Source organism: Cupriavidus taiwanensis LMG 19424, assembly GCF_000069785.1.
Lineage (GTDB): Bacteria > Pseudomonadota > Gammaproteobacteria > Burkholderiales > Burkholderiaceae > Cupriavidus > Cupriavidus taiwanensis.
The window spans coordinates 2446608-2471745 of the sequence record NC_010528.1; the positions used below are offsets into that span (position 1 = coordinate 2446608).

Annotated in this window: 25 protein-coding genes, 1 tRNA gene and 1 riboswitch; of the genes, 9 read left to right on the forward strand and 17 right to left on the reverse strand. The window is 69.7% G+C overall.

What is annotated here, in order from left to right; all coding sequences use genetic code 11:
* Positions 1 to 222 precede the first annotated feature (222 nt).
* Both RALTA_RS11210 and RALTA_RS11215 read left to right on the forward strand, forming a co-directional pair.
* The gene (locus tag RALTA_RS11210; protein ID WP_012353546.1) at positions 223 to 603 is read left to right on the forward strand and encodes a phage holin family protein; all 381 of its coding nucleotides are present in this window, start codon (positions 223 to 225) and stop codon (positions 601 to 603) included.
* A complete protein-coding gene (locus RALTA_RS11215; RefSeq protein WP_012353547.1) occupies positions 600 to 1106 on the forward strand; it encodes a DUF3318 domain-containing protein in 507 nt (168 codons plus the stop codon). Before RALTA_RS11210 ends, RALTA_RS11215 begins: the two co-directional genes overlap by 4 nt.
* 13 nt (positions 1107 to 1119) lie before the next feature.
* Here RALTA_RS11215 and RALTA_RS11220 read toward each other — a convergent pair whose 3' ends face one another.
* From RALTA_RS11220 to ybgC, 11 genes are all read right to left on the reverse strand, one after another.
* Positions 1120 to 4020 (reverse strand): EAL domain-containing protein, encoded by a 2901-nt coding sequence (locus RALTA_RS11220; protein ID WP_012353548.1) that lies wholly within the window; start codon positions 4018 to 4020, stop codon positions 1120 to 1122.
* A 127-nt stretch (positions 4021 to 4147) separates the two neighbouring features.
* Positions 4148 to 4223: transfer RNA gene (locus tag RALTA_RS11225), tRNA-Lys, on the reverse strand.
* Between the two features lie 68 nt (positions 4224 to 4291).
* A complete protein-coding gene (locus RALTA_RS11230; RefSeq protein ID WP_012353549.1) occupies positions 4292 to 5407 on the reverse strand; it encodes a YeeE/YedE family protein in 1116 nt (371 codons plus the stop codon).
* 34 nt (positions 5408 to 5441) lie between these two features.
* The gene (queC, locus tag RALTA_RS11235; protein ID WP_012353550.1) at positions 5442 to 6125 is read right to left on the reverse strand and encodes a 7-cyano-7-deazaguanine synthase QueC; all 684 of its coding nucleotides are present in this window, start codon (positions 6123 to 6125) and stop codon (positions 5442 to 5444) included.
* A gap of 117 nt (positions 6126 to 6242) precedes the next feature.
* Positions 6243 to 7001 carry a tol-pal system protein YbgF gene (ybgF, locus tag RALTA_RS11240; protein WP_012353551.1) on the reverse strand — a complete coding sequence of 253 codons (759 nt, stop codon included), beginning with the start codon at positions 6999 to 7001 and terminating at the stop codon, positions 6243 to 6245.
* Between the two features lie 15 nt (positions 7002 to 7016).
* Entirely contained in the window at positions 7017 to 7526 is a 510-nt protein-coding gene (gene pal, locus RALTA_RS11245) for a peptidoglycan-associated lipoprotein Pal (protein WP_012353552.1), read from the reverse strand.
* A gap of 15 nt (positions 7527 to 7541) precedes the next feature.
* Positions 7542 to 8915 (reverse strand): Tol-Pal system beta propeller repeat protein TolB, encoded by a 1374-nt coding sequence (gene tolB, locus RALTA_RS11250; RefSeq protein WP_012353553.1) that lies wholly within the window; start codon positions 8913 to 8915, stop codon positions 7542 to 7544.
* A gap of 206 nt (positions 8916 to 9121) precedes the next feature.
* A complete protein-coding gene (gene tolA / locus RALTA_RS11255; protein WP_050976483.1) occupies positions 9122 to 10222 on the reverse strand; it encodes a cell envelope integrity protein TolA in 1101 nt (366 codons plus the stop codon).
* 36 nt (positions 10223 to 10258) lie between these two features.
* Positions 10259 to 10702 carry a protein TolR gene (gene tolR / locus RALTA_RS11260; RefSeq protein ID WP_012353555.1) on the reverse strand — a complete coding sequence of 148 codons (444 nt, stop codon included), beginning with the start codon at positions 10700 to 10702 and terminating at the stop codon, positions 10259 to 10261.
* A gap of 60 nt (positions 10703 to 10762) precedes the next feature.
* On the reverse strand, positions 10763 to 11446 hold the full coding sequence (gene tolQ / locus RALTA_RS11265; RefSeq protein ID WP_012353556.1) for a protein TolQ: 684 nt from the start codon (positions 11444 to 11446) through the stop codon (positions 10763 to 10765).
* Complete coding sequence (gene ybgC / locus RALTA_RS11270; RefSeq protein WP_012353557.1) at positions 11443 to 11847, reverse strand: tol-pal system-associated acyl-CoA thioesterase; 405 nt, start codon at positions 11845 to 11847, stop codon at positions 11443 to 11445. Before ybgC ends, tolQ begins: the two co-directional genes overlap by 4 nt.
* Positions 11848 to 12012: 165 nt before the next feature.
* Positions 12013 to 12137: riboswitch (ZMP/ZTP riboswitch) on the forward strand.
* A 124-nt stretch (positions 12138 to 12261) separates the two neighbouring features.
* Between ybgC and glyA the strand changes: the two genes are divergently transcribed.
* Both glyA and nrdR read left to right on the forward strand, forming a co-directional pair.
* Positions 12262 to 13509, forward strand: a complete 1248-nt coding sequence (glyA, locus tag RALTA_RS11275; RefSeq protein ID WP_012353558.1) for a serine hydroxymethyltransferase — start codon at positions 12262 to 12264, stop codon at positions 13507 to 13509.
* A 150-nt stretch (positions 13510 to 13659) separates the two neighbouring features.
* A complete protein-coding gene (nrdR, locus tag RALTA_RS11280) occupies positions 13660 to 14124 on the forward strand; it encodes a transcriptional regulator NrdR (RefSeq protein WP_012353559.1) in 465 nt (154 codons plus the stop codon).
* Between the two features lie 15 nt (positions 14125 to 14139).
* Here the strand turns inward: nrdR and RALTA_RS11285 are convergent, their stop codons facing one another.
* Genes RALTA_RS11285 through RALTA_RS11310 form a run of 6 tightly spaced genes read right to left on the reverse strand, consistent with a single transcriptional unit; the run spans position 14140 to position 20452 of the window.
* Entirely contained in the window at positions 14140 to 14598 is a 459-nt protein-coding gene (locus RALTA_RS11285; protein ID WP_012353560.1) for a type IV pilin protein, read from the reverse strand.
* A 5-nt stretch (positions 14599 to 14603) separates the two neighbouring features.
* Entirely contained in the window at positions 14604 to 17990 is a 3387-nt protein-coding gene (locus RALTA_RS11290) for a pilus assembly protein (protein WP_081479475.1), read from the reverse strand.
* Entirely contained in the window at positions 17990 to 18583 is a 594-nt protein-coding gene (locus RALTA_RS11295) for a pilus assembly PilX family protein (protein WP_012353562.1), read from the reverse strand. The genes RALTA_RS11290 and RALTA_RS11295 overlap by 1 nt, the downstream gene beginning before the upstream one ends.
* Positions 18580 to 19281, reverse strand: a complete 702-nt coding sequence (locus tag RALTA_RS11300) for a PilW family protein (protein WP_232347994.1) — start codon at positions 19279 to 19281, stop codon at positions 18580 to 18582. The genes RALTA_RS11295 and RALTA_RS11300 overlap by 4 nt, the downstream gene beginning before the upstream one ends.
* A 38-nt stretch (positions 19282 to 19319) precedes the next feature.
* Positions 19320 to 19883, reverse strand: coding sequence for a type IV pilus modification protein PilV (gene pilV, locus RALTA_RS11305; RefSeq protein WP_167330447.1), 564 nt, complete (start codon positions 19881 to 19883; stop codon positions 19320 to 19322).
* Complete coding sequence (locus tag RALTA_RS11310) at positions 19874 to 20452, reverse strand: GspH/FimT family pseudopilin (protein ID WP_242405231.1); 579 nt, start codon at positions 20450 to 20452, stop codon at positions 19874 to 19876. The genes pilV and RALTA_RS11310 overlap by 10 nt, the downstream gene beginning before the upstream one ends.
* 527 nt (positions 20453 to 20979) lie before the next feature.
* Between RALTA_RS11310 and RALTA_RS11315 the strand changes: the two genes are divergently transcribed.
* The 5 genes from RALTA_RS11315 to RALTA_RS11335 are packed head-to-tail and all read left to right on the forward strand — an operon-like array spanning position 20980 to position 25130.
* Positions 20980 to 21300 carry a hypothetical protein gene (locus RALTA_RS11315; RefSeq protein ID WP_012353567.1) on the forward strand — a complete coding sequence of 107 codons (321 nt, stop codon included), beginning with the start codon at positions 20980 to 20982 and terminating at the stop codon, positions 21298 to 21300.
* A complete protein-coding gene (locus RALTA_RS11320) occupies positions 21297 to 22235 on the forward strand; it encodes a PilW family protein (RefSeq protein ID WP_012353568.1) in 939 nt (312 codons plus the stop codon). The genes RALTA_RS11315 and RALTA_RS11320 overlap by 4 nt, the downstream gene beginning before the upstream one ends.
* The gene (locus tag RALTA_RS11325; RefSeq protein WP_041232179.1) at positions 22229 to 22834 is read left to right on the forward strand and encodes a pilus assembly PilX family protein; all 606 of its coding nucleotides are present in this window, start codon (positions 22229 to 22231) and stop codon (positions 22832 to 22834) included. The genes RALTA_RS11320 and RALTA_RS11325 overlap by 7 nt, the downstream gene beginning before the upstream one ends.
* A complete protein-coding gene (locus RALTA_RS11330; protein WP_242405232.1) occupies positions 22831 to 24678 on the forward strand; it encodes a pilus assembly protein in 1848 nt (615 codons plus the stop codon). Before RALTA_RS11325 ends, RALTA_RS11330 begins: the two co-directional genes overlap by 4 nt.
* Positions 24678 to 25130, forward strand: a complete 453-nt coding sequence (locus RALTA_RS11335; protein WP_012353571.1) for a type IV pilin protein — start codon at positions 24678 to 24680, stop codon at positions 25128 to 25130. Before RALTA_RS11330 ends, RALTA_RS11335 begins: the two co-directional genes overlap by 1 nt.
* Positions 25131 to 25138: the final 8 nt, after the last annotated feature.

Here is a 25138-nt window from a genome sequence, read left to right on the forward strand (position 1 = left end):
CGGCGCGGCACGCCAAGGCCGCGCCATCGCGGCAACCCGCCAGTCGGGTTGCCAATGGCCGGGGCGCCCGGTGTCCGCCCGCTGTCCGATAACGCCGTCGTGGTTGGCCTGTGCCAGGGTCGACCGGCCGTTGTCGACGCAACCGGGTGCCGCATCCGGTCCCGCCAGCTGGATAGGTGCGTACGGCCATGCCGGCGCACCGCTCTTTCACGCCGGAGCCGCATGAGCGAAGCCACCCCTTCCCCCAAGTTCCTCGACGCCGTCCGCAACCTGGCCGGCTCGCTCGTGGCGATGGCGCAGACGCGCCTGGAGCTTGCCAGCGTGGAGTTGGCCGAAGAGCGCACGCGCTTGCTAAAGGTCGCGCTGCTGGCCCTGTTCGGGCTGGCGTTCTTCGGGCTGGGCCTGGTCACGCTGACCGCCCTCATCGCGATCCTGTTCTGGGACACCTACCGCTGGCAGGCGCTGGGCGCGCTGACGGTGCTCTACCTGGTGCTGTGCGCCATCTGCCTGGCGTACGCCCGCAACGTGCTGCGCAACGCGCCGCCGATGCTGGAAGCCACGCTTGCCGAAATCGACAAAGACCGGGAGATCCTGCGCCGATGAGCACACTCGACCCTGACGACAGCACGCCCGGACGCGAGCGCGGCGAGTACCCGCGCGCGCCCCGCTTCACGCAAGAGGTGCGCTTGCCGCTGGCGGTGCGCAAGGAACTGCTGCTGACGCGCGCCGCCCTCGAACGCCACGATTGCCGGCAGGCGCTGCACGCAGTGCGCGGGGGCGTGCACCGCCTGGGCACCGTCAGCGCCTGGCTGCCGCGCATCGCGCGTCCGGGCTCGTGGATGAAGGTGGTCGGCCTGACCAAGGACTACCCGCTGCTGAGCACCGCGGTGACGCTGGCGCTGCCGCTGGTCAGGCGCGCGCCGGTGCTGCGCTGGACCTGGAAGCTGTCCAAGCTCGGCCTGGTCGCCGGCGCGGCGTACTGGGCCTACAACACCTGGCGCGAAGCCAAGGGGCAGGCGGTGCCGCCGCCCAACGTGCCGACCCCGGCCCCGGCCGGCACCCCGCCCGCCGCCGACACCGGCTTCCGCGATCCGCTGATCCCCTGACGGTCCTGCCGACTCAGCCGGCCAGCGCCAGCGCCGGCCGCGCCCCGGCCTCCGGGACCGCCGGGGCGAACGGCACCGGCGGCGCGATGTGGTAGCCCTGAACCAGATCCACGCCCAGCTCGCGCAGTCGCGCCAGCATCGCCTCGTTCTCAACGAATTCCGCAATGGTCTGCTTGCCCATGGCGTGGCCGATGCGCTGGATCACCTCCACCATCACCAGGTTGACCGGGTCGGCCAGCATGTCGCGCACGAAGCTGCCGTCGATCTTCAGGTAGGCCGCGGGCAGGTGCTTCAGGTAGGTGAACGACGACATGCCGGCGCCGAAGTCGTCGAGCGCGAAACGGCAGCCAAGCTGCTGCAGCTGCATGATGAACGCCCCCGCCTGCGCCAGGTTGGCAATGGCCGCGGTCTCGGTGACCTCGAAGCAGATGCCGTCCAGCGCGATGCCGAAGCGCTGCGCCTGCTCGCGCACGAAATCCGGGAACTGGATGTCGGCCAGCGACGAGCCTGACAGATTGATCGCACAGGTCGCGATCTCGGCCTGGCGCCCCGCCAGCGTGGCAAACGCGGTCTCGACCACCCAGCGGTCGATCATCGGCATCAGGTTGTAGCGCTCGCAGGCCGGCACGAAGGCCATCGGCGGCACCAGCCGGCCGCGCTCGTCGACCAGGCGCAGCAACAGCTCCACATGGCGCCCCGCAGGGGGCAACGCAGCGGGCTGCACCGGCACGATCTCCTGGGAGAACAGGCAGAAGCGGCCGGCGGCCAGCGCCGCATGCACGCGGCTGACCCACTCCATCTCGCCATGGCGGGCCTGCACCACGCTGTCCAGCGGATGGTAGACCTGCACGCGGTTGCGCCCGCCCTCCTTGGCCACGTAGCAGGCGGCGTCGGCCGCGCTCAGCGCCTCGGCGACGCTGCCGGTGTGCCGGTCCAGCGTGACCAGGCCGATACTGACCCCGACCGCGAAGGTGCGCTGCCGGTGCGCGAAGCGGAAACTGGCAATGGCATGGCGCAAGCCCTCGGCCACGCGCTCGCCGTCGGCGCTGCCGCAATGCTCGAGCAGCACGCCGAACTCGTCGCCGCCCAGCCGCGCCAGCATGTCGCTGCGACGCAGCTGGCCGCGCATGATCTCCGCCATCTGCCGGATCAGCTCGTCGCCAGCGGCATGGCCGCAGGTATCGTTGACCACCTTGAACTGGTCCAGGTCCAGGTACATCAAGGTGTGGGGAACGCCTTGCGCGCGCGCGAGCTCGATCGCCGCGGCCAGCCGGCGCTCGAACTCGGCGCGGTTGACCAGGCCGGTCAGCGCGTCGTGGCTGGCCTCGTACGCCAGGCGTGCGGCATGCGCGCGTTCCTGGCTGATGTCGTGCAGCACCACCACCACGCCGATGGCCTGCGCGGCACGGTCCCGGATCAGCGCAACCGATGGCTTGACCGCCAGCACCGGCCCGGGCTGTCCGGCGCCGTCGCGCTGCACCAGCTGGGCTGAGCGGCTGTGCCAGCGCTGGCGCAGCGCCAGCGTGACGATATCGGGCAGCGGCGCCAGGCTGTCCTCGTCGCGCAGCACGCAGACCGCGCTGAGCGGCTGCCCGCGGGCCTCGGCTTCGCGCCATCCGGTCAGCGCTTCGGCGGCGGGGTTGAGCGACTGCACGCGGCCCCATACATCCGCGGTCACCACCGCGTCGCCGATCGCCTGCAGCGTGACCTGCGCGCGCTCCTTTTCGGCAAACAGCTGGGTCTCGTAGCGCTTGTGCTCGGAGATATCGGTGAGCGAGCCGGCCATGCGCGCGCGCCGGCGTCCCGCGCCGCGCACCAGCCGGCCGCGCGCCCGTACCCAGAGGTAGTCGCCGGCCCGGGTGCGCAGGCGGAACTCGGCATCGTAGGGCTCGCCGCTGCGCAGGTGATGCGCCAGCTTGGCCTCGAACGCCGCCAGCTCGGACGGATGCAGCAGGCCCAGCACGGTTTCGCGCGCATGCGGCAGCTCGTCGCCGCTGTAGCCCAGCATCTGGGCGCAGCGCGGCGAGAAATACAGTTCACCGTGGCCTAGGTGCCAGTCCCACAGGCCGTCGTTGCTGCCCTCGACCGCCAACTGCAGTTGCTCTTCGCGCTGCGCCAGCGCCTCGCGCAGCCGGCGCTCGCGCCGCAGCGGCCCCACCGACAGCAGGATCGCCGACATCAGCAGGGCCGCCGCCATCACCGCGCTGCCGGTGGTGAGCAGGCGCGTGACCCGGCGCGAGGCCTGTCCGAGGTGGCCCGAGAAGGCCCGTTCCAGCGGGGTCAGCCTGGCGTCGATCTGCGCAATGTTGCGCAGCACCGGCGCGACGCAGGCGTCGTCGCAACCGGGCTGGCTCACCAGGCGCCGCAGCGCCAGCGCCTGCTCGTGCAGGGCGAAGATCTCGAGATCGCCCTGCGCCCACACGCGGATGGCGGCGTCGACCTCATGGATATAGCGGAAATTGCGGTACAGGCGCACCATCCGCGGGATGTCTTCCGGATGGTTGCCGCCGGCCAGCAGGCCCTCGTGCACGCGCTCCAGGTCGGGCTCGGCACGGTCCAGCTCCAGGCGCGCCCGGTGGTCGCCGAACGGGATGGCGATGGACGCCAGGTAGGCGTCGAAATCCGCCGGATCGCGGTCCTCGCCATAGCGCAGCAGGTGCAGCACGGCGTGCTTCTGGCCCTTGGACCACTGGCTCTCTCCCGCTACAAAGGCACGCGCGGCGGACAGCAGGTCCAGGCTGGCGATGCTGAACAACGCCAGCGCGACCACCACCGGTACGAACGGCCAGATGATGCGCAGCACATGCCCGCTGGCCGGCAAGGAAACGCCTGCTCGCCGCATAGGTCTTGTTCGAGGGGCCGTGTCTCGCGGCCGTTCCAAAGGCCCGCGGTCCACACGCCGCGGTTGGCCCATTGTGCGGCGCGCGCCGAGCCCGCGTCTCTACCTCGAACTAGTTAAAGCACCCCCCACCGTCGGGGCATGCCGGGCGGAAACAATGCAAAAAGGGCCTGTGACTTGCGCCACAGGCCCTTCGTAATACTGGTGGGTCGTGCGTGACTCGAACACGCGACCAACGGATTAAAAGTCCGCTGCTCTACCGACTGAGCTAACGACCCGAAAAAACAGAACCGCGATTATAGTGACGCGATTCTCGATGTGTCAAGACCGTGGCGCGGCATCGCGCTCACAGCATGCGTTCCAGGCGCCACATCTGGTAGCGGAACGCCAGCACCGCCCCGGCCAGGATGCCGGCCAGCGCAATGAACGAGCCCAGCGCCAGCGTCGACACGCCGGACAGGCCCTGCCCCACGGTGCAGCCCAGCGCCGTGACCCCGCCCGCGCCCATCAGGATGCCGCCGACCATATGGTTGGCCACGTCCTCGGCATTGCCGAAGCCTTCCCAGCGGAACGTGCGCGTGGCCAGCGCATACGCGGCCGCCCCGGCGATCACGCCGAACACGCTGACAATGCCGATGGTCAGCACCTTGCTCTTGTCGCTGAACATCATCAGCCAGTCGAGCGTGTAGGCATACGGCGCGACGAAGCTCAGGCTTTCCATGCGGCCGCTGTTGGTCGAGACGAACAGTTCTTCCAGCGTATTGGGGTCCTCGGCGACGTAGCCGAGGTGGCCCGACACGTACCACATCGCCACGATGATCAGGCCCACGCCGATGCCGCCCAGCAGGTTGTCGAAAGTGCGGAAGCCGCGCCCCGCCAGCGCCCATGCCGCCAGCACGCCGCCCAGCGCCAGGCCCAGGCCCAGCTGCAGCACGCCGCGCGCCGTGCCGCTGCCCTGCGCCAGCACCGACGGCAGGTCCTGCGTGGTCGGCAGCGCCAGCGCCACCGCGTCGACGGTATTGACGCGCACCACGCCGAACAGCCCGCGCAGCGTCATGTAGGCCGACAGCCCGAGGAACACGAACACCACCAGCGACTTCAGGTTGCCCGCGCCGATGCGCACCAGCGTCTTGCTGCCGCAGCCGGACGCCAGCACCATGCCGAAGCCGAACATCAGTCCGCCGGCCAGCGCCGACAGCCAGGCCAGCTTGCTGGCGGCATAGATGGTCTTGGTCGGGTCGATCGCGCCGTTCCAGGCCAGTACGCCGGTGCCGATCATGGCCACGCCGATCGCCAGCGCCCACATGCGCATGCGGCTCCAGTCGCCCATGTTGACGATGTCCGAGACCGCCCCCATGGTGCAGAAGTGCGTGCGCTGCAGCACCGCGCCAAACAGGAAGGTCAGGACAAAGGTGCTCAGCAGCACCGAGCGCGACAGCGCGGCAAGATCGATTTCAGGCATGGGGCGGGAACGGCAGGCTCAGGCTCGGGATCAGTCAGGCGGCGGCCTGGTAGCGGGTCGGGTCGGGCACGCCGGCGGCCTCGAAGCCGGCGCGGCGGATGCGGCAGGAATCGCAGACGCCGCAGGCGCGGCCGTCGTCGTCGGCCTGGTAGCACGACACCGTCAGGCTGTAGTCGACGCCCAGCGCGATGCCGGCGCGGATGATCTCGCCCTTGGTCATGTCGATGATGGGCGCGTGCACGCGGAAGCGGTCGCCCTCGACGCCGGCCTTGGTGGCCAGGTTGGCCAGGGTCTCGTAGGCGGCGACATATTCCGGGCGGCAGTCCGGGTAGCCGGAATAGTCGACCGCGTTGGCGCCGAAGAACAGGTCGCGCCCGCCCACCGCCTCGGCCCAGCCGAGCGCCAGCGACAGCATGATGGTGTTGCGCGCCGGCACATAAGTGACCGGGATGCCGCCGCTGGCGCCGTCGGTGGGGACCTCCAGCGCGTCGTCGGTCAGCGCCGAGCCGCCGAAGCGGCGCAGGTCGAGGTCGACGATCTCGTGGCGGACGGCGCCGAGCGCGGCGGCCACGCGCTTGGCGGCTTCCAGCTCGGAGGAATGGCGCTGGCCATAGCGCATCGACAGCGCATAGGTCTCGAAGCCCTGGGCGCGGGCCATGGCAAGGACGGTGGCGGAGTCGAGTCCGCCGGACAGCAGGACGATGGCGCGTTGAGTCATGGTGCGGTTCGCGCCGGGGGCGGCGCGCAAGAACATTCAGGCGAATCGCATATTCTAGCGCGACAAACGAAAAAGGCCCGCCGAAGCGAGCCTTGCGGTGGCGGGCGGCGCCGACGCTTACTTCAGCGTCTTGAGCCGGTTGCTCGCCGCCTGCGCGCCCTCGGTGCCGGGATACTTCGCCACCACCTGCTCCAGCGTCTTGCGCGCGGCCGCCTTCTGGCCGGACTCGAGCTGGTTGTTGGCGATGGCGATCATCGCGTCCGGCACCTTGGGATGCGTCGGATTGGCGTTGACCATGTTCTGCAGCACGAAGGTGGAACCCTTGTAGTCGCGCTGCGCGTACAGCGAGTTGCCGAGCCAGTACTGTGCCAGCGGCAGGTACGGGCTCTGCGGGTACTTCTTCACGAACGCCGAGAACGAATTCCCCGCGCTCTTGAAATCTCCCGCCTGGAACTGCTTGAGCGCGGCATCGTATTCGGGCTTTTCGCCCGGCTGCGCGATGCCTTCGCGGCCTTCGACCGTGACCTGCTGCGGCTCGAATTTCTTCAGGCGCGCATCCAGGTCGGCGTAGTAGTCCTTCTGCTGCTTCTGCAGCGTGTCCACCGTGTTCTGCAGAACTTCGTTCTGGCCGCGCAGCCGCGCCACTTCCTGGCGCAGGCCTTCGAGCTGGTTCTGCATGTCGAGCAGGGTGCGGCTGTTCTGCTCGATGCGCTGCGTCGCGGTCGCCTGGAAACCGTTGAACTGGTCGCGCAGGCCGATGACGGCCTTGCGGGCCTCGTCATCGTCGAACACTCCGGCATGCGCCTGCGACAGCGGCAGCATGCCGCCGCCGGCGACGGCGGCGAGCCACAACAGGGTGGAAACGCGTGCTTTCATGGAAGGCGGTCCAGATCAGTAGTTGATGTCCGCGCGGCGGTTCTCGGCCCACGAGGCTTCATCGTGGCCGGTCGCCTTGGGCTTTTCCTTGCCCAGGCTGACGGCTTCCATCTGGCTGTCGGGCACGCCCATCGAGGCCAGCGAGCGGCGCACGGCCTCGGCGCGCTTCTGGCCCAGCGCCAGGTTGTACTCGCTGGTGCCGCGTTCGTCGGTGTTGCCCTGGATCAGGATCTTGCGGCCCTGGTTGGTGCCCAGATACTTGGCGTGCGCGCCCAGCATGCCCTGGTAGTCCGGCTTGACGGTGTAGCTGTCGAAGTCGAAGTAGACGCTGCGCTTGGCCAGCGGGCTGTTCGGGTCGTTGAGCGGGTCGGCCGCGGTCACCGGGGTGACGGCGCGCGGATCGGCGCCCGTGCCGGCCGTGCCGGCGCCGGCGTTGGCGGTATCGTCGAGCTTGACGCCCGAGCTGCAGGCGCCCAGGGCCAGCAGTGCGGCAACGGCAAGGGTTTTGGTCATCAGTTGAGGCATGGTGAATGACTCCTGTTATTGCATGAAAGGACCCCAGGACGGCTCGCGAACATCGCCGGACTGGAGGGACAGAACCTGCCGGGTACGCCCGTCAGTGGATACCGCCGCCAGCACCGCGCGACCGCCCACGCGGGTGGCATAAAGGATGTACTTGCCGTTGGCGGCGAAGCTGGGCGCCTCGTCGTTGGCCGTATCGGTCAGCGACGTCACGTCGCCATTGGTCAGGTCCTGCAACTGCAGCTTGAAGCCGCCCGCGCGCGAAATGTACGCCAGGTACTTGCCATCCGGCGAAATGCGCGGGCTGACGTTGTAGCTGCCCTTGAACGTGACGCGCTGCGCCCCGCCGCCCTCCTCGCCGGAGGCGGGCATGCGGTAGATCTGCGGCGCACCGCCGCGATCGCTGGTGAAATAGATGCTCTTGCCGTCGGGCGAGTACTGCGGCTCGGTGTCGATGGCGCTGCTGCGCGACAGGCGGCGGATGCCCGAACCGTCGGCATTGACCTGGTAGACCTGGGTATTGCCGTCGCGCGACAGCGCCAGCGCCAGGTGGCGGCCGTCCGGCGACCACGACGGCGCGCTGTTGTTGCCCTTCTGGTTCGACACCAGCGTGCGCTTGCCGCTGGCCAGGTCATGCACATAGACCACCGGCTTCTTGGCCTCGAACGAGACGTAGGCCACGCGCGCGCCGTCCGGCGACCACGACGGCGAGATGATGGGCTCGTTGCTGGTCAGCGCCACCTGGGCGTTCTGCCCGTCGGAGTCGGAGATCAGCAGCTGGTAGCGGCCGCCCACCTTCGACACGTAGGACAGGCGCGTGGCAAACACGCCGCGCTCGCCCAGCAGCTTTTCATAGATGTAGTCGGCGATCTTGTGCGCGGTCACGCGCAGTTGCGACTGGTTCACGGTGAAGGCCAGCCCGCCGAGGCTCTGGCCCTTGACGGTGTCGTACAGGCGGAAGCGCACTTCGTACTTGCCGCCCGCGGCCGGCGTCACGCTGCCGGCGACGAAGGCATCGGCGCCGCGCGCCTTCCAGCTGCCCAGGTCGACATTGGCGGACTCGGCCACGGTGGCGCCGCCCGGGTCGACGTTGCGGAAACGGCCGCTGCGGGCCAGATCCGAACGGATGATCGCGGTCAGGTTCTGCGGGGCCTGGGCCTCGCCCTGGAAGTTGGCGGTGGCCACCGGGAACTGGCTGCTGCCAACCCCGGAGATCTCAACATTGAGCTGTGCGTGCGCGGCGCCCGCGGCCAGGGTCATGGCCGCGGCCAGCCACGCCATCAGCGCGCGCCGGCCCGCCAGCGGCGCCGGCCGCCCGGGCACTCGGGATGCGGGGAAATTTGCGTTGTGCCGCCTCGCGGACAGCCAGTTGGGGGCCCAAAGCTTTCGCATGCTGCTCCTCAGTCGATTTCAAGTTTCGTCGGGCACGACAGGCAATCGGCAACACGGGCAAATGCGGCATTGCAGCGCGTGGCGCATGCCCCGTCTGCGTGCATACCGCACCGTCGGCTGCGTCAGGCAACCTGTCATGCTAGCGCTGGGACCGGAACCCGGCGATGAAGGTTGCATTATGTTGCAAATCATGCCGTGCCGGTCACTCAGTCCTTCGGCCGGAAGGTAATGGTGAAGCTGGCCGGCGCCTTGCCGTTCTCGTCGCGCGGCAGCGGATCGGAACGCTCGACCGCGCGCAGCACGGCATTGTCCCAGCCGGAGTTGCCGCTGGACTTGGACAGCCGCGCCGACAGCAGCGAACCGTCCGGCGCCAGCTGCACCGAGACCACCGCGGTCGGGTTGCCCGGCACGTCCTCGGTAAAGACGATGTTCGGCTTGACGCGGCGGCGCACGCGGTCGGCATAGCCTGGCGACGCCTTGCCGCCACCGCCGGCACCGGCGCCCGCCGCGTTGCCGACCCCGCCACCGCCGGCGCCCGAGCCGCCGGCCAGCGCCTGCAGGCGCGCCAGTTCGCTCTTGCGCTGGGCATTGGCGGCGGCCTCGCGGTTGGCCTTGGCCTCGGCATCCGCCTTGGCCTTGGCGTCGGCCTGGGCCTTCGCCTTGGCGTCCGCCTGGGCCTTGGCCTTGGCATCCGCCTGGGCTTTTGCCTTGGCCTCGGCGGCTTCCTTGCGCTCGCGCTCGGCCTGTTCCTTGCGATCCTGCTCCTGCTGCGCGGCCTTCTTCTTCGCGTCTTCCTTGCGCTGCGCTTCCTTGCGCTCGGCCTCGCGCCGCTCGGCTTCCTTGCGGTCGGCCTCCTTGCGCAGCGCTTCCTTGCGCGCCTCTTCCTTGCGTGCTTCTTCCTTGCGTGCTTCTTCCTTGCGCTCGGCCTCCTTGCGGGCCGCTTCCTTGCGCTCGGCTTCTTCGCGCGCGGCCGCCTCGGCGCGGCGCTTCTTCTGTTCCAGCGCGATGTCGGCGTCGTCCTCGACCTTGCTCTTTACCTGGGGCGGCGGCGGCGCCGGACGCGGCTGCACCACCGGCTCGGGTTCGGGCTGTGGCTGTGGCTGCGGCCGCGGCGGCGGGGGCGCGGTGGCGGCGGGAATTTCCTCCCACAATTCGGCCTCGGCCCCGACCGGGGTGCTGCTCTGCCAGCTCACGCCGTAGTACAGCACGACAGCCAGCAGCAGATGCATGAGCAGCGCGAGCAGGAAGGAACGCAGGGTTCCCCGCTCCTTGACCGGCTGGTAGGGATAGGCGGCGGCGGTCGTCATCAGGCGCAACGGCAATCGGATAGGCGCTTCAATGCGTCAGGAAGTCTTGGACTTGACCATCAGGCCCACGCGCTTGACGCCGTCGGCCTTCAGGATGGACATCACGTCCAGCACCGCTTCGTACTTGACCGCGCGGTCGGCTGCGATCACCACCGGCTGGTCGGGGTTCTCGTTCTGGCGCTGGTGAACGAAGTCCAGCAGGCCCTGCTTGTCGAGCTTGCGCTCGAAGGCGTTGCCGGCGTTGTCCTTGCCGCGCGCGGTGAGCTGGCCGTCTTCATGCACGGTGACGACGATCGGGGGCGCCTTCTGCTGGGGCGTGGCATTGGCCACGGTGGGCAGGTCGACGGTGGCGGGGCTGACGATCGGCGCGGCCACCATGAAGATGACCAGCAGCACGAGCATGACGTCGATATACGGCACGACGTTGATCTCGGCGCTGGCCCGGCGGCGCGAGCCGCCGCGGCGCTGAATGGCTGCCATTGCAGGACTCCTGGAAACGCCGGCCCGGGGTCAGGCCCGGACCGTAGATAGGGAATACGGTTAGCGGGTCTGCCGCTGCAGGATGTTCAGGAACTCTTCCATGAAGCTCTCGAACCGGATCGCCAGCCGATCGATTTCGGTCGCATAGCGGTTGTAGGCGATCACCGCGGGGATGGCCGCGAACAGGCCGATCGCGGTGGCCACCAGCGCTTCGGCAATGCCGGGCGCCACCGAGGCAAGCGTCGCCTGCTGCACGTTCGACAGCCCGCGGAAGGCGTTCATGATCCCCCACACCGTGCCGAACAGGCCGATATACGGGCTCACCGAGCCGACCGAAGCCAGGAACGGCAAATGCGATTCGAGCACGTCCATCTCGCGCTGGTAGGCCGCACGCATGGCACGGCGCGCGGCGTCGAGCAGCGCGCCGGCCTCGTTGCCGCGCTCGCGCGCTTTCAGGAACTCGCCCATGCCGGATTCGAAGATCCGTTCCAGCGCACCGGTGTTGTGGCGGTTGTTGACGGCGCTGTTATAGAGGGCCTGCAGATCGCCGCCGGCCCAGAAGTCGCGCTCGAAGCCTTCGGTCTGGGTGCGCGCCGAACGCACCGCCAGGTGCTTGCGGAAGATATAGGTCCACGAAAACAGCGACATGACGAGCAACAGCGCCATGACGGCCTGTGCCAGCACGCTGGCGTGGAGCACCAGCGTTACGATCGACATGTCTTGCGTGACGGTCACGGGATTCATCGTGCTGACTTGATGGTGGCTAGAACGGGGTCGGGGATCGGGGCGGGGCGAAAAGTGCTTTTATCGACGCAGCCAACGCGGATCGCGCCGGTCGCGAGCATCAGCTCGCCACGCCAGGCTTCCTGGGTGAACTGCACCGAAGCCGGGCCGACCCGGTCGATGCGCGTGCGGATCTCAAGCTGGTCGTCCAGCCGGGCGGGCGCATTGTAGTCCACCGCCGTACTGCGGACGATGAAGACCACGCCCGCCTGGTCGGCGAGCGCCTGCTGTTCGATGCCGAGCGAGCGCAGCCACTCAGTGCGGGCGCGCTCGAAGAACTTGAGGTAGTTGGCGTAGAAGACTACGCCGCCTGCATCGGTGTCTTCCCAGTACACCCGCAGGGTCCAGACAAAGTTTGTCATGGCCGCGATTGTAACGGAGAGCGATACCCGTTTCGTGTAAACCCGCAGGACGACTTTGCAACAGCAAGTTGCTGGCCAGGGCCTCGCCAGCCCTTGCCAGCCCTTGGCTGGCGGGTCCATGGCTTGCGGCGGGCGGCCGCCTCGCGCTACACTGCGCGCAACCATTCCATCTTGCGCGACTGGCGAAGTCAGTGGGCACTACCACGAGGAAGCGCAAGTTCTCTGGCGTGAAGTTTCCAACGCCATGGCGTTGACGCGAGTCATGCCTGCCGCTCGCCTGGGCAGCGAATGGGAAGCAGGGTGCGCCCTGCGCCGACGGCCAAACCGCCGCCGGTGCCGGTCGCCGCTAGCCTTCCCCGCGCGCCCTACCCCCGATGCCTGAATCGGATTCCCTTTTTTCAGACGAGTTTCGCCATGTTCGAACGCAGCCGTTTTACGATCGACCAGATCGACCCCGAGGTCTTTGCCGCCATCCAGCAGGAAAACCAGCGCCAGGAAGACCACATCGAGCTGATCGCCTCCGAGAACTACACCTCGCCCGCGGTGATGGCCGCGCAGGGTTCGCAGCTGACCAACAAGTATGCCGAGGGCTATCCCGGCAAGCGCTACTACGGCGGTTGCGAGTACGTCGACATCGTCGAGCAGCTGGCCATTGATCGCGTCAAGCAGCTGTTCGGCGCCGAGGCCGCCAACGTGCAGCCCAACTCGGGCTCGCAGGCCAACCAGGGCGTGTACTTCGCCGTGCTCAAGCCGGGCGACACCATCATGGGCATGAGCCTGGCCGAAGGCGGCCACCTGACCCACGGCATGGCGCTGAACATGAGCGGCAAGTGGTTCAACGTGGTCAGCTACGGCCTGAACGCCCAGGAAGACATCGACTACGACGCGCTGGAAAAGCTGGCGCAAGAGAAGAAGCCCAAGCTGATCATCGCCGGTGCCTCGGCCTTCGCGCTGCGCATCGACTTCGAGCGCATCGGCAAGGTGGCCAAGTCGATCGGCGCCTATTTCATGGTCGACATGGCCCACTACGCCGGCCTGATCGCCGCGGGCGTCTACCCGAACCCGGTTCCGCACGCCGACTTCGTCACCACCACCACCCACAAGAGCCTGCGCGGCCCGCGCGGCGGCGTGATCCTGATGAAGGCCGAGCACGAGAAGGCGATCAACTCGTCGATCTTCCCCGGCATCCAGGGCGGCCCGCTGATGCACGTAATCGCCGGCAAGGCGGTGGCGTTCAAGGAAGCGCTGACGCCGGAATTCAAGGCCTACCAGCAGCAGGTGGTGAAGAACGCCGCGGTGCTGGCCGAGACCCTGATCGCGCGCGGCCTGCGCATCGTCTCGGGCCGCACCGAGAGCCACGTGATGCTGGTCGACCTGCGCGCCAAGAACATCACCGGCAAGGAAGCCGAGCGCATCCTGGGCGAGGCGCACCTGACCGTGAACAAGAACGCGATTCCGAACGACCCGGAAAAGCCGTTCGTCACCTCGGGCATCCGCGTCGGCTCGCCGGCCATGACCACGCGCGGCTTCAAGGAAGAAGAAGCCCGCATCGTCGGCAACCTGATCGCCGACGTGCTGGACAACCCGCACGACGCCGCCAACATCGCCGCGGTGCGCGAGCAGGTGTCGGCCCTGACCAAGCGTTTCCCGGTCTACGGCTGACGGTACCAGGCCGCCCGCGCGCACGCATGGGCGGCCGGCAGCTCCGCGGTCCACCCCCACGGGGCGGACCGCGGGCCTCGCCAACCCGCCCTGCCGCCGCAGAACGACAACACGGACAAGGCGATGGGGTTCAACTGAAGGTGGTCCGGCATGAAATGCCCCTTTTGCGGTCATTCCAATACCCAGGTTCTCGACACGCGCATGTCGGAAGACGGCGATGCCGTGCGCCGGCGCCGCCGCTGCGAGGCCTGCGACCGCCGCTTCACCACCTATGAGCGGATCGAGCTGTTCTTCCCCGCCATCGTCAAGAAAAACGGCTCGCGCGTGGACTACGCCCGTGCCAAGCTGAAGGATTCGATGCGGCTGGCGTTGCGCAAGCGCCCGGTCTCGGCCGAAGCCATCGACGAAGCCATCACCCGGATCGAGGAAAAGCTGCTGGCCCTGGGCGAAAAGGAAATCCCCAGCAGCCAGGTCGGCGAGCTGGTGATGCGCGAGCTGCGCAAGCTCGACAAGATCGCCTATATCCGCTTTGCCTCGGTGTACCGCAGCTTTGAAGACGTGTCCGAATTCTCGGACGTGCTGGCGGAAGTCACCGCCGGCAGCGGCAAGCGCTGACGTCCGCGTTTTCCGCTACCAGCACTGCGCCGACGCCACGCCGGCGCGCATCCCGGTGTTCCCCTGCAGCCCCAGGTGGTTAAGGGTATAGCTGCCGCAGTCGTCCCCCGCCTGCGCGCCGACGGGCGTTGCCGTCGCGGTATAGCTGGTGGCCGGATTGCCCGCCACAACCGTCAGCTGGTAGTACGCCTGCGCGCCCGACTGGATCTGCACCGGGAAAGCCGCGCCGGCATAGCCCAGCGCGGCAGGCGTGCCGCCATAGACGTTCTGCGTGCTGAACAGCCGCTCCTGGCGCGCCGCGAGATCGAGCAAAGCGGTCCTGGCGTCGGTGCGGCGCGACTTGCGCACATGCTCCGTGTAGGACGGATAGGCGATCGCGGCCAGGATCGCGGCGATCGCCACCGCGATCATCAGTTCGATCAGCGTGAAGCCCGCGGCGGCGCGGCGCGGCGATGGGAAGGCAGTCTGGTTCATGGTGGTCAGCGCAGGCGTATCCAGTTGAGGCGGGCGCCGGCGCCATTGGCGCCGGGGTTGATCTGCGTGATGGCGCCGCTGCCGCCCACGGTCTGCTGCACCAGGTAGGGCCGCTTCTTCGCGGTCACCACCGACGGCGTGCCGGTGCCGCTCAGGCCGATGCCGCTGACAATGCCGTTGTTCAGCAGCGGGAAGGTGCTGCTGTTGGTGCTGCTGAAGAACGACTGCGCGGCCGCGCCGCCCGAGCCCATCGACACGCCCATGGTGAAGCCCGACGGCACCTCGGCATTGCACGACAGCGCCTGCGACAGCGCCGAACCGGGCGGGATGGTGGTGTTCACGATCACCATGCCGTAGGCGATCACGGGGTTGTAGATCACCTGCTCGCGCGTCGCCGCCGGCAGCGGCAGCTGCCAGCCATATTTGTTGTTGCCGCTGGCGCAGGCGGTCGAGCCTTGCCAGCACACCTTGTTGGCGCTGACCGTGCGCACCGTCACCGTGCTGCCGGCCGCGCGCCCTTCGGCGGTTATCGATTGCTGCGTCAGATTGGCGCCGGACAGCGGCTGCGTGGCGCTGGCCAGCGACGCGTAGCGCGCCTGCGCGCCGGCCACTGCGTTCCATGCCGCCATGTCCCAGTCCCACACGCCATACAGCCCCTGCCCGCCCGGCTCGAACACCGCTTCGCTGCCCTGCGTCTGCTCCAGCCGGCGCCCCGTGCCGAACGCCACCACCACGCGCGGCATCGCCGCGGCGCCGGTTCCTGTGCCGGGCACCGAGCCCACCGCCACCCTGGTGGTGATCGGCTTGCCGCCGGTCTGCATCAACGGGCTGCTGCTGGCGCGCCAGTGGTCCGGATTGTCCGAGGTCAGATCGAAGCGCCACAGGTTGCCGAACACGTCGCCGGCGTAGACGTAGTCGGTAATGTGGTCGCCGTCGAGGTCGGCCGGGGTGACATAGGCAATGCCGTTGCGGCTGCCGGCGCCGGCCGGGTCCTGCTGCGGGCCGTAGCCGGTGCCGAGATAGCGGAAGCTGCGCGAGCCGTCGGCCGGGTCGACCAGCATGATGAACAGGCCGGCGGAGCCGCTCTTGCTGTTAAGCCCGTTGCCGAACAGCACCGCCCACTGGCCGTTGTGCAGGCGGCGGATCACGGGCGTGCCGTAGGTGCTGCCGAGGTTGTCGCCGCAAGCGCTGTCGCCGGTGCACTGCAGCGTGTTGTTCCACTCGCCGATCACCGTGGCGCTGGCCGCCGCCGGGGTATCGCCGAAACGCTCCGGATCGGTCACGTCGAGCGCGTAGAGCGCGCCGCCGGTCGCGATCGCGGTCTTGCTGGCGAGCGGCCCGCCGCGGTTCGCGCCCGGCCCCAGGCCGCCGACCAGCCAGGTATGCCAGGCACCGTCGTAGTACAGGTCGCCGGTGCCTGGCGTGGCATCGACAAACAGGTTGTGCACGTATTGCGGCGAACTGTAGGCGAGCGCCGCATTGGTCGAATGGATGGTGTCGATTACCGCGCCGGGCATGTAGGCCAGCACCTCGCGGCCGTCGTTGGGCTTGTTGGCGTCGTTGCCGACGAAGGCGCCCGCCGCGTTGTAGTAGCCGGAGCGGAAGCCGTGCAGCAGCCCGTCGTTGGCGCCGACATAGACCACATTGAGCCGCTGCGCCCTGGCTTGCCGGAAGGCGTCATAGCTGCCGGCGGGCTCGGCCGGACTGGCGCGCTTGTACAAGGCATCGGTCCACGGCCCGCTGTACGGCGATGACGGCGCGCCGACCCAGGCCGGGCTGGAATCGATGATGTCGCCCAGCACGCCGGTGCGCTTGCGGAACAGCCCTGCGCCGGCCGCGGTCAGCTCCTTGCTGCGGTCCCCGCGCAGGTAGTCGAGGCGGTCGCCGCCCGGCGTGGCATCGCCCGCGGTCAACCTGGCCTTCAGCGCGGCGGGCAGGTTGGTGTCCCAGCGCAGCGGGATGCCGGCGCTGCCGCTCCAGGTCAGGATCTTCCGGCTGTCCGGCGCCTGCGCAACCACCGGGGTGCCGGTCGCCGCGCAGTGGCCGCCGGTCAGCGTGCAGTGCGCGTTCCAGTTGGCCACGGTGGCAATCGACACCGAGTCGGTGACCGGATCGTAGAGCAGGTTCTGCGCGCTCAGCTCGCCCCACCAGTTGGTCGGATGGTAGTAGGCCAGGTACACCTGCGAGCCGGCCTCGACCCGCGCCGACTGCTGCACGTTGGTGCCGGCCGAACTGCTCGACTGGCCCACCGGCTCGGCCTTGAAGCAGGTGATCTCGTGCACGTTGCTGCCGCTGCCGGTCCCCGCGGCAAAGCCGAAGCGCAGCGACGCCGGCACCGGCCCGTTGGCCTGCGTGATGTCCTGGTCGGTGATCACCGGCGTGGCCGCGCCGCCGTTGTAGCTGTAGGACATGCTCAGCAGCCCGTTCTGGGTCAGCTTGAGCGAATAGACGATGGGAATGCCCCTGGCCCGCGTCGGCTTCGACACCGCCTGCTGGTTGGCGATCTTGTCGGGCAGGTCGCTGATGCCGAGCATGCGGTAGTTGTAGGCCAGCCGCCGTCCCTTGACATCGCCGCCGTCCTTGCCGCTGCTCCAGTCCTGCACATAGCCGCGCGCGCAGGTGTTCTGCACCGCCTGCGCGCGCTTGCTGGCGCTCAGGCTGTCGGGGTAATAGGCCGGATAGGCGGCGCGCAGGCCGGCCCAGTTGGTATCGCCCGAGCCGCGCACGCTGATGCGGTTGGCCTGGAAGGCCGGGCCCGAGTCGGTGTTGTCGGCCTTGTTCGAGAAGTTGCCGAACTCGTCGATGCCGATGCCGATATAGCCCCCCGCCACGCCGTCGTAAGCGCCATTGACGTTCGAGCAGCTGTAGCCAAGGCTGCCGCCCAGCCCGCCCACGGTCGGGCTCTTGCTGCCGTCGGCCAGGTAGAAGCTGATGCCGTCGGCGCCGGTGCCGCGCAGGTTGTCGCCGCCGTAGGTGACGGTGGAGAACGTGACCTGCAGCCCTTCCTGCATGCCGAAGGTGAAGCGGGACACCACCGCGCCGGTCTGGTTGTCGCCGTTCGCGCCCTCGGCCGTGTCGCCGTTGGTAAGCCGCAGCGCGCCGTAGCCCGCGGCATCCGGCACGGTGCCGCTGGCGCCCCCCACCAGCTTCGAATTGCGGTCCCGGTAGTAGGTGAAGCTGGATGTGGCGCAGCCCGGAATCGAGCCGGTGCCGTTGCCTGCGGTCAGGCACGCGCCATTCAGCGCCACCCAGTCGTAAGAGGACGCAGCGCCGTTGAGGTTGTCCTGGATCACCAGCGCATGCGCCTGGCCCGCCAGGACCGCGTTGACGAGGGCGCTGACGGCGGCGCTCACGACGGCGGGAATGCCAGCGAGGCGTGGAGGTTGGCTCATCACTCTTTCCCGAGGTCCTTGGTGCCGGCGCCAAGCTGGTAGGTGCTCTGCACCACCGCGGCAGTGCCGTCGCTGCCGCCGTAGCCGGCGCCGGTCACGCGGAACAGCATCGACAGGCCATCCGGCGACAGGCCCAGATAGTGGATGTAGAGGCTGGGCGCGCGCGCATAGTTGATGTCGGTGCCGTTCAGGCCGCCGGGGCTGCCGGCCGTCGCAAGGCGCATCGACGGCGGCAGATAATCCGCCCGCGCCGGCGTCCACGGCAGGTTGGCCGGGTCTGCCAGCGCGTTCGCGCAGACCTGCAGGTTGGCCGGGTCGTTGGCGTCGATCACGGTGTTGCAGGCGGCGCCGGCGGAGCCGTTGCCCTGCCCCAGCCACCACTCGCCGTACTGCAGCGCGCCCTGCGCGGCCTCGAACGCGCGCTGCTTCTCGCGGGTGTTGCCGGCGATCTTCTCCTGCAGGCCGAAGCCGCGGAACATCGTCACCGACAGCAGCGACAGGATCAGCAGGAACAGCAGGCCGATGATCAGGACATAGCCGCGCGGCGCGGCGCCTGAGCCGACGCGGAAACGGGCGGGCTGGGCGCTTGTCATGGTCGGTTCATCAGGCTGATGGTCTGGGTCCAGCCGAGCGTCGCCGGCTGCCCGGGCTGACCGGCAAAGGGATTGGCAAAGGTCAGCGTCACGCGCGCGCTGCGCACCTGGCTCCACAGCGCGCCGGCGGTGACTGCGCTGGCGCTCAGGTAGGTGTCGACGTTGCCGCCGTTGCCGGTGTCGGTGCCGTAGCGCACCCGCAGCGCGGTGATGCCGCCGGCCAGCGGCACCGGCGCGCCGCCATTGACCGCGCAGGTCAGCTCGTTGGCGGCATTGACCGCAAAGGTGTTGAGGTAGGCGGCACTGGCGCCCGAGGTATTGGCCGCGCCCTGGCAGTTCATGATGCCGTCGCCACTGGCGGTGACAAAGCGCGCCGTCAGCGTATCGCTGGCCCCGTCGGCGCCGGACTGGCCGACGATGGCCTGCCCCGCGACGAAATCACCGAAGGCATTGCCCGCCAGCGCCGGCAGCGCGTCCGCCGCGACCTGGTTCAACGGATCGGGAAAGTACCCGGCCGACTGCACCGTGTTGGCCAGCATCGTCATCACCAGGCGCTCGCTGTCCTGGAGCGCGGCCAGCCGCTCCTGGTCGCGCACGGTGCCGCGCAGGTTGAGGAACACCGTCATCAGCGCCGCCAGCATGAACAGCGCGATCACCATGGCCACCAGCACCTCGACCAGCGAGACACCGGCCTGCATGCATCGGTACCTGCGGCGCGGGATTCGAAGGAGGACGCTCATGGCTGGACGTGCAGTGTCAGGCTTTGCGTGGCCGCCATGGCCGAGGTCTGCGCCGCGGTGGTCTGGTTGTAGGCCAGGTAGTGCTCGCTCCAGGTGGCGGTGAGGCTGCAGCGGATCGGGCGCGTGATGTCGTTGCTGCAGTTGACCGTGGCTGCGTAGGTGGGAAAGTGCGCCGCCATCTCCGCGGCCCAGTGCTGCACGTCGTAGGCCGCCATCTGGATCGGCGTGCAGGCCGCGCTGGCGCAGTCCGGAGCCTGGGCGCTGAGCGCCCCGGTGCTGTCCGTGACCGTCGCGCCGGACAACGTGAACGTCTGCGGCGCCGTGCCGGCCGCCCAGAAGCCGCGGTTGCCGTGCATCGCCGCGGCCAGGCTTTCCAGTTGCAGCGCCACCAGCGAACGCCCGCGCGCGATCTGCGTATTGGCCAGCGACGCCGCCTGCATCTTGGCCAGGCCGAGCAGGCCCACCGAGGTGATCACCAGCGTGATCAGTACCTCGATCAGCGAAAGTCCGCGCGCCATGCGGCGCCGGCGCAGGCTGCGGCTCCGTACAGTCACAGGCATGCGCCCTCCCCGGCGCGCTGGATGGTCTGCCGGCCAGCGATGTTGATGGCGATGCAGCGCGTGGCATCGGCGGCCACCGGGCTGGTGCGCAGCGTCATGGTGAGGGCGCCGCCGGGCAGCACGGCAAAGCCATCGCGGTTGTAGGTCAGGAAGGCCGCGCCGGCGGGCGTGGTGAAGGTGTCGGTGGCGGACCAGCCGGCGCGGTAGTGCAGCACCTCGTCGGCCGGCGGCGCAGCGTCGACCGTGCCCGACCCATTGCGGTCGACGAACGCGATCCAGCCGCGTGCCCAGTTGCCGGTGCCCAGGCACGCCGTGCCATTGCCGGACGGGCACACGCTGACCGGCAAGCCGCGCTTGACGGCCTCGCTGCGCGCGAGCTGCAAGGTGCCGACCATCGACTGGATTTCGCTGTCCACCCGGCTGGTGCGCAGCAGCGAGACGAACGAAGGCGTGCCGATCGCGGCCAGGATCGCCACCATGACCACCACCGCCATCAGCTCGACCAGCGTCAGCCCGCGGCAGCGACGCAGGTTGCCGCGAATGCCGCGGCAAACGACGCGCACAGGCATGCCCGGGCCGGGCATGGCCACATCGAGGTGAAGGCGGGGAGGCGCGGTGTCGCGAAGGCGAACCGTCGCCGGCATGTCAGCGCGCGGGCAGAGGTGCCGCCGCCAATGGACAAGGAACTGCCAGGATGACCCGATGCATGTTGACCCCCGATGAATGGCTTGTTATCCGGGCAAGGCACTCCGCTCTGACGGCGGAATGGCCAGCCCGCACCCGAAATTCTTGTTCTGTGCCTCGCTGCCGCCTGGAAGGCCTGGCAACGGGATGCCGCGAATAGCGTAATCGTTACGACTTTGCAACACCCGCGATAGTGGGGAATTTGATAATTCCTGTCAATTGCATCGCGGTGGGGACCGGCGGACAGCCGGCCAGTCGTTGGTCCGCCGCAACTGTCCGGCGCAAGCGTGGCGCTTGGCTTTGGCATGCCGGCGCTTAACACAATGGTGCGGATGGGCCCGCTTTACGTTTCGGCACGTTCGCCGCGGGGACGGATGGCTAACCTTGGTCCATCGCCTTCACAGCCCGTGCCATGCCCTCACCAGCAAACCGGCGCCGAACGCCACCCAACTCCACGCCGCAACCCAGGCTCCAGCGCGCCCACGCCCTGATCGAAGCGCTTGGCGCCTTGTCGATCGTCGTTGCCGGACTGCTGCCGATGGCGCTCGCCGGCACCACCGGCGTGGGCTGGCTGCGCCAGCTGGAACGCCTGGCACAGGCCACGCGCAGCGCGGCCGACGATGCCGAACTGGGCCGCTGCGCGGCGCCGCTGGCCATTGCGGTCGCCGCCATCGTGCCGATGGCTGACGCCGGCGGCTGCCTGCCGGCCGGGGCAACATGGGCGCACCCATGAGCAGGCGCATCGATGCGCGCAGCCGGCGGATCCTTCCGCGTGGCTTCTCGCTGGTCGAACTGATGGTCGGCATGGCGCTGGGCCTGATCGCCGTGGCCGCTGCCGGCGCCGCCTTCCTGGCCACGCACGCAGCCTACCTCGCCACCACCGACCGCGTGGTGATCGAGGAACGCGGGCAGCGCGCACTGGCCATTCTTTCCATGCTGCTGCGCCAGTCCGGATGGCCGGGCGAGCCTGTGTCCGAGATGGCCGGCACCGCCCTGCCCGCGGTCAGCGGCGCGGACAACTGCGGGCAACCCGCCGTGGCGGCCGTGCCCGCTTGCGCAAGGGCCGCCGTCGGCCAAAGCGATGCGCTGCTGGTCCGCTTCAGCGGCAGCGGCCGGCCCGCCGCGCCGGCGCAGCCGGACGAAACCATGACCGATTGCAGCGGCTATCCGCTCGCGGCGCGCGTGGCGGGCGCCGCCGCCACCGCCGGCTACGCCGCGGAGAACCTGCTGTATGTGGCGGCTGGCGCCGATGGCGTGCCGCAACTGCTGTGCCGGTATCCTGCCCGCCGCAACGGCGTCGTCGACGGCAGCGGCTGGACCTCGGGCGCGCTGCTGCGCGGCGTGGAATCGCTGCAATTGCGCTATGGGCTGGATATGGACCAGGACGGCCGTCCCGAGCGCTTCGAGACGGCCTCGGCCATGCCGCCGCTGGGCGAAGCCGCCTGGCAACGCGTGGTGGCGGTCCAGATCGCCATCGCGGTGCGGGGCGACCGGCCGGGCTCGGCCACGCTGGTCCGGGTCAGCGGCACCGACACGCCTGCGCTGCCCGGCACCGCAGCGGCAGACCTGCCGCCCGCTGCGTCGGCGCCGGCCGGCACGGCGCGCCGCGTGTTCGCCGCCACGGTACGGCTGCGCAATGCGCCCCGTTGCGAGGAGACGCTGTGCTAGCGCGCTGCCCGGCACGCTCGCGCCACACCGGCGCCGTCACGCTGCTGCTGTGCGGCACCCTGCTGCTGATGGTGGTGCTGATCGCGGCCGCCACGCTGCACATGCTGCTGTCCGGCCGGCAGCTTGCCGTCATGCAGCGCGAACGTGAACTGGCCTTCCGCGCCGCCGAAGCCGCCCTGCGCGATGGCGAGGCCGACCTGCTCGCCGCCGCGGCGTCGCCGGACGCCCAGGACCGCCTGGCCCTGTGGCCGGAGCCGGGCCGCTGCGGCAGCGGCCGGCAGGCCGGGATCTGCCGGCCCGCCGCGGGCGGTCCGCCGGTGTGGCAACCATGGCTGCGCGTCGATGCGGACCTCGGCGCCATCGGCGTGCCACTGGGGCGCTTTACCGGCGCTACCCTGCAGGCGTCGCCGGCCGATGCCGCCGCCACGCCACAACCGCCGCGCTATGTCGCGGAGATCCTGGACGAAGCGCCGGCCGGCTACGGCGTGCCGGACCCCGCTGTCGCCACGGCTCCGGCGCCGCGGTTCCGGGTAACCGCCATCGGCTTCGGCCGCACCCACGGCATACGCGCCGTGTTGCAAAGCGTGATCCAGCCATGATGCGCCTCGCCGCGCGCTGCGCGCTCTTCTGCCTTGCCTGTATCCTGGCTTCGGCGTGCCATGCCGCCGGGTCCGAAGCGGGCCGCCTGCCGCTGGCCTACCGAACCACGCCAGGCGCGTATCCATGGACCGGGCGCCTGTTTGACATCGGCTGGCAGGACCTGGCCCAGGCACCGTCACCAGACTTGTGGGAGGCCGGCGATCGCCTGGACCGCCGGACGCTGCCATCGCGGCGGATATTCACCTATGCGGCAGCGGCTGGCGAGACGGCGCGAGCCATGCCGCTGCAGTGGGATGCTGCCACCGAAGCCTTGCGCATTGGAGACCGCGCCGCGGTGGACTGGCTGCGCGGTGACCGCACGCAGGCCGGCCGGCGGCCGCGCGATACGCGCCTGGGCAGCGCGGCCGGCGCGCGCGTGCGGGTGGTGGCTCCGCCCGCATGGTCGCCCGGCAAGCCAGGCCACGCGGGCTTTCGGCTGCGCTACAGCCTGCGCCCGCACGTGGCCTGGCTGGGTACCCGCGACGGCCTGCTGCACGCATTCGATGCCGCGACCGGCGAGGAGCGCGCCGCCTACCTGCCGGGCGCGCTGCTGCCCTATGCCCTCGTCATGCCGGTCCCGGCTGCCCCGACGGTGCCGCCGCCATGCCCGCGTCCGGACACGCAGGACGTCACCATCCGCGGCGAATGGCGCACGGTCTTGCTGTGCGGCATCCCGGCCGATGCCGGGGCCGGCAACCCCGCGGCGGCATTCGTGCTTGACGTCACCGATCCCGACGGGCAGATGCCGTTCTTGCCGATCTGGGAGGTACCCGCGAACGACGCCCTGCCACTGGCCGCGCGCGGGCCGGTACGCGCCGCGGGTATCCATGGTCCGGACGGCTTGCGCTGGTTCGCCGTCGTGATCCTCGATGCAGGTGCCAATGGCGCGGCAGGCGCTGCCCGCGCCGGACTTGCCTTGCTGCCACTGGACAAGCCCGCCGGCGCCGCCTGGGCGGGCCAGTACGCCATCCGCACCTTGCCGTTGCCTGAGCGCGATTGCCTGGGCGCCCCTGCGGCCAGTCAGCTCGTGGCGGTCAGCGTGCTAGCCGATGTCACCGGGGCCGCGCTCGTTGCCTACGCCACCGACGATGCCGGCCAGCTCTGGCGCTTGCCGCTCGCCGACACGCCGCAGGCCGGGGCCGCCCCTGCCGCGGCATGCGTGCACCGGATGCAGGTGTCCGCGCAAACGGCCCGGGAAGAAGCCCCCGTGTTGCTCGGATCGCCGGCCGCGCCCGTGGTGATCTACGGCGCCGGCAACGAACTGGCAGCGGTGCCCGATGACCTTGCCACACGCAGCCCCACACGCAGCGCCACATCGCGCCCGCTGCGGCAGGTCGCGACCGAGGTCGCCGGCCACGGCCATATCCTGCGCGCGACCGCGGGCGGTGCGCAGGATGCCGGCTGGCGCCTGACCCTGCCCCATGCCGGCGAACAGGTGGTCGAGCTCCAGCCGGTATTCCCGGGTTACCTGCTGTTCGTGACACGCACGCCCGACGGCGCGCAGCGCAGCTACCTAGTGCTGGCCGCAACCGGGGAATCCATCGCCCGGCTCAGCACCGGCGAGCGCCTGCCCGTGGCAACCGGCCAGTTGCTGCCGCCGGACGCCAGCGTGTTCGCGACGCTCGCTGAATTGCCCGGCACGCCGGCACCAGCCGGCGGCACCGGGCACCAGGCGTTCTCGCTCTCGGTATGGTCGGCCACGGGCAACACCGTCACGCGTGTCGCGCAGACGCTGGCCACGCGCCGCACCGGGCGCCTGCGCTGGCGCGAGATCGTCGGCCCGGCAAGGGAGGATCCACCATGATGACCCTGGCACCGGCTTGCCGGCGCATGCATGGCTTCAGCCTGATCGAGCTGGTCGCCGCACTGGCCGTGCTGGCCATCCTCGCGGCCATCGCCGTGCCCGCGTGGCACCGCCATCTGGCGCGAGGCTGGCGCGCGCAAGCCCGCGCCGCGCTGAGCGGCGCGATGCTGCAACTGGAGCGGCACGCGCTAGAGGCCACAACCTTTGCCGTCGCGCCCGGGTCTGACCTGGTTGCGGGCGACTGGCCCCTGCGCGTGCCAGCCAGCGGCACGGTGCGCCATCTGGTGAGTGCCGGCGCCTGCCCGCAAGCCACGCTGGAAACCTGCGTCGAACTCCGTGCGGCGCCGCAAGCCGCCGATCCCGAATGCGGAACGCTGATCCTGCGCAGCACCGGCCAGTGGCTGGCACAACCCGATGGCACGGTGCCGCAGCCGTTGCCGCCCCATTGCTGAGGCCATGA

What these genes read in the sequence shown, in the direction of transcription:
- glyA (WP_012353558.1), top strand. Translation starts at nt 12,262, where the DNA reads ATGTTCGAACGCAGCCGTTTTACGATCGACCAGATCGACCCCGAGGTC.
- tolQ (WP_012353556.1), bottom strand. Translation starts at nt 11,446, where the DNA reads ATGAATCCCGTGACCGTCACGCAAGACATGTCGATCGTAACGCTGGTG.
- ybgF (WP_012353551.1), bottom strand. Translation starts at nt 7,001, where the DNA reads ATGAAAGCACGCGTTTCCACCCTGTTGTGGCTCGCCGCCGTCGCCGGC.
- RALTA_RS11320 (WP_012353568.1), top strand. Translation starts at nt 21,297, where the DNA reads ATGAGCAGGCGCATCGATGCGCGCAGCCGGCGGATCCTTCCGCGTGGC.
- ybgC (WP_012353557.1), bottom strand. Translation starts at nt 11,847, where the DNA reads ATGACAAACTTTGTCTGGACCCTGCGGGTGTACTGGGAAGACACCGAT.
- tolA (WP_050976483.1), bottom strand. Translation starts at nt 10,222, where the DNA reads ATGACGACCGCCGCCGCCTATCCCTACCAGCCGGTCAAGGAGCGGGGA.
- RALTA_RS11290 (WP_081479475.1), bottom strand. Translation starts at nt 17,990, where the DNA reads ATGAGCCAACCTCCACGCCTCGCTGGCATTCCCGCCGTCGTGAGCGCC.
- tolR (WP_012353555.1), bottom strand. Translation starts at nt 10,702, where the DNA reads ATGGCAGCCATTCAGCGCCGCGGCGGCTCGCGCCGCCGGGCCAGCGCC.
- RALTA_RS11330 (WP_242405232.1), top strand. Translation starts at nt 22,831, where the DNA reads ATGATGCGCCTCGCCGCGCGCTGCGCGCTCTTCTGCCTTGCCTGTATC.
- queC (WP_012353550.1), bottom strand. Translation starts at nt 6,125, where the DNA reads ATGACTCAACGCGCCATCGTCCTGCTGTCCGGCGGACTCGACTCCGCC.
- RALTA_RS11215 (WP_012353547.1), top strand. Translation starts at nt 600, where the DNA reads ATGAGCACACTCGACCCTGACGACAGCACGCCCGGACGCGAGCGCGGC.
- RALTA_RS11310 (WP_242405231.1), bottom strand. Translation starts at nt 20,452, where the DNA reads ATGCCTGTGCGCGTCGTTTGCCGCGGCATTCGCGGCAACCTGCGTCGC.
- tolB (WP_012353553.1), bottom strand. Translation starts at nt 8,915, where the DNA reads ATGCGAAAGCTTTGGGCCCCCAACTGGCTGTCCGCGAGGCGGCACAAC.
- RALTA_RS11300 (WP_232347994.1), bottom strand. Translation starts at nt 19,281, where the DNA reads ATGCAGGCCGGTGTCTCGCTGGTCGAGGTGCTGGTGGCCATGGTGATC.
- RALTA_RS11210 (WP_012353546.1), top strand. Translation starts at nt 223, where the DNA reads ATGAGCGAAGCCACCCCTTCCCCCAAGTTCCTCGACGCCGTCCGCAAC.
- pilV (WP_167330447.1), bottom strand. Translation starts at nt 19,883, where the DNA reads ATGCCTGTGACTGTACGGAGCCGCAGCCTGCGCCGGCGCCGCATGGCG.
- RALTA_RS11335 (WP_012353571.1), top strand. Translation starts at nt 24,678, where the DNA reads ATGACCCTGGCACCGGCTTGCCGGCGCATGCATGGCTTCAGCCTGATC.
- pal (WP_012353552.1), bottom strand. Translation starts at nt 7,526, where the DNA reads ATGCCTCAACTGATGACCAAAACCCTTGCCGTTGCCGCACTGCTGGCC.
- RALTA_RS11230 (WP_012353549.1), bottom strand. Translation starts at nt 5,407, where the DNA reads ATGCCTGAAATCGATCTTGCCGCGCTGTCGCGCTCGGTGCTGCTGAGC.
- RALTA_RS11220 (WP_012353548.1), bottom strand. Translation starts at nt 4,020, where the DNA reads ATGGGCCAACCGCGGCGTGTGGACCGCGGGCCTTTGGAACGGCCGCGA.
- nrdR (WP_012353559.1), top strand. Translation starts at nt 13,660, where the DNA reads ATGAAATGCCCCTTTTGCGGTCATTCCAATACCCAGGTTCTCGACACG.
- RALTA_RS11295 (WP_012353562.1), bottom strand. Translation starts at nt 18,583, where the DNA reads ATGACAAGCGCCCAGCCCGCCCGTTTCCGCGTCGGCTCAGGCGCCGCG.
- RALTA_RS11315 (WP_012353567.1), top strand. Translation starts at nt 20,980, where the DNA reads ATGCCCTCACCAGCAAACCGGCGCCGAACGCCACCCAACTCCACGCCG.
- RALTA_RS11285 (WP_012353560.1), bottom strand. Translation starts at nt 14,598, where the DNA reads ATGAACCAGACTGCCTTCCCATCGCCGCGCCGCGCCGCCGCGGGCTTC.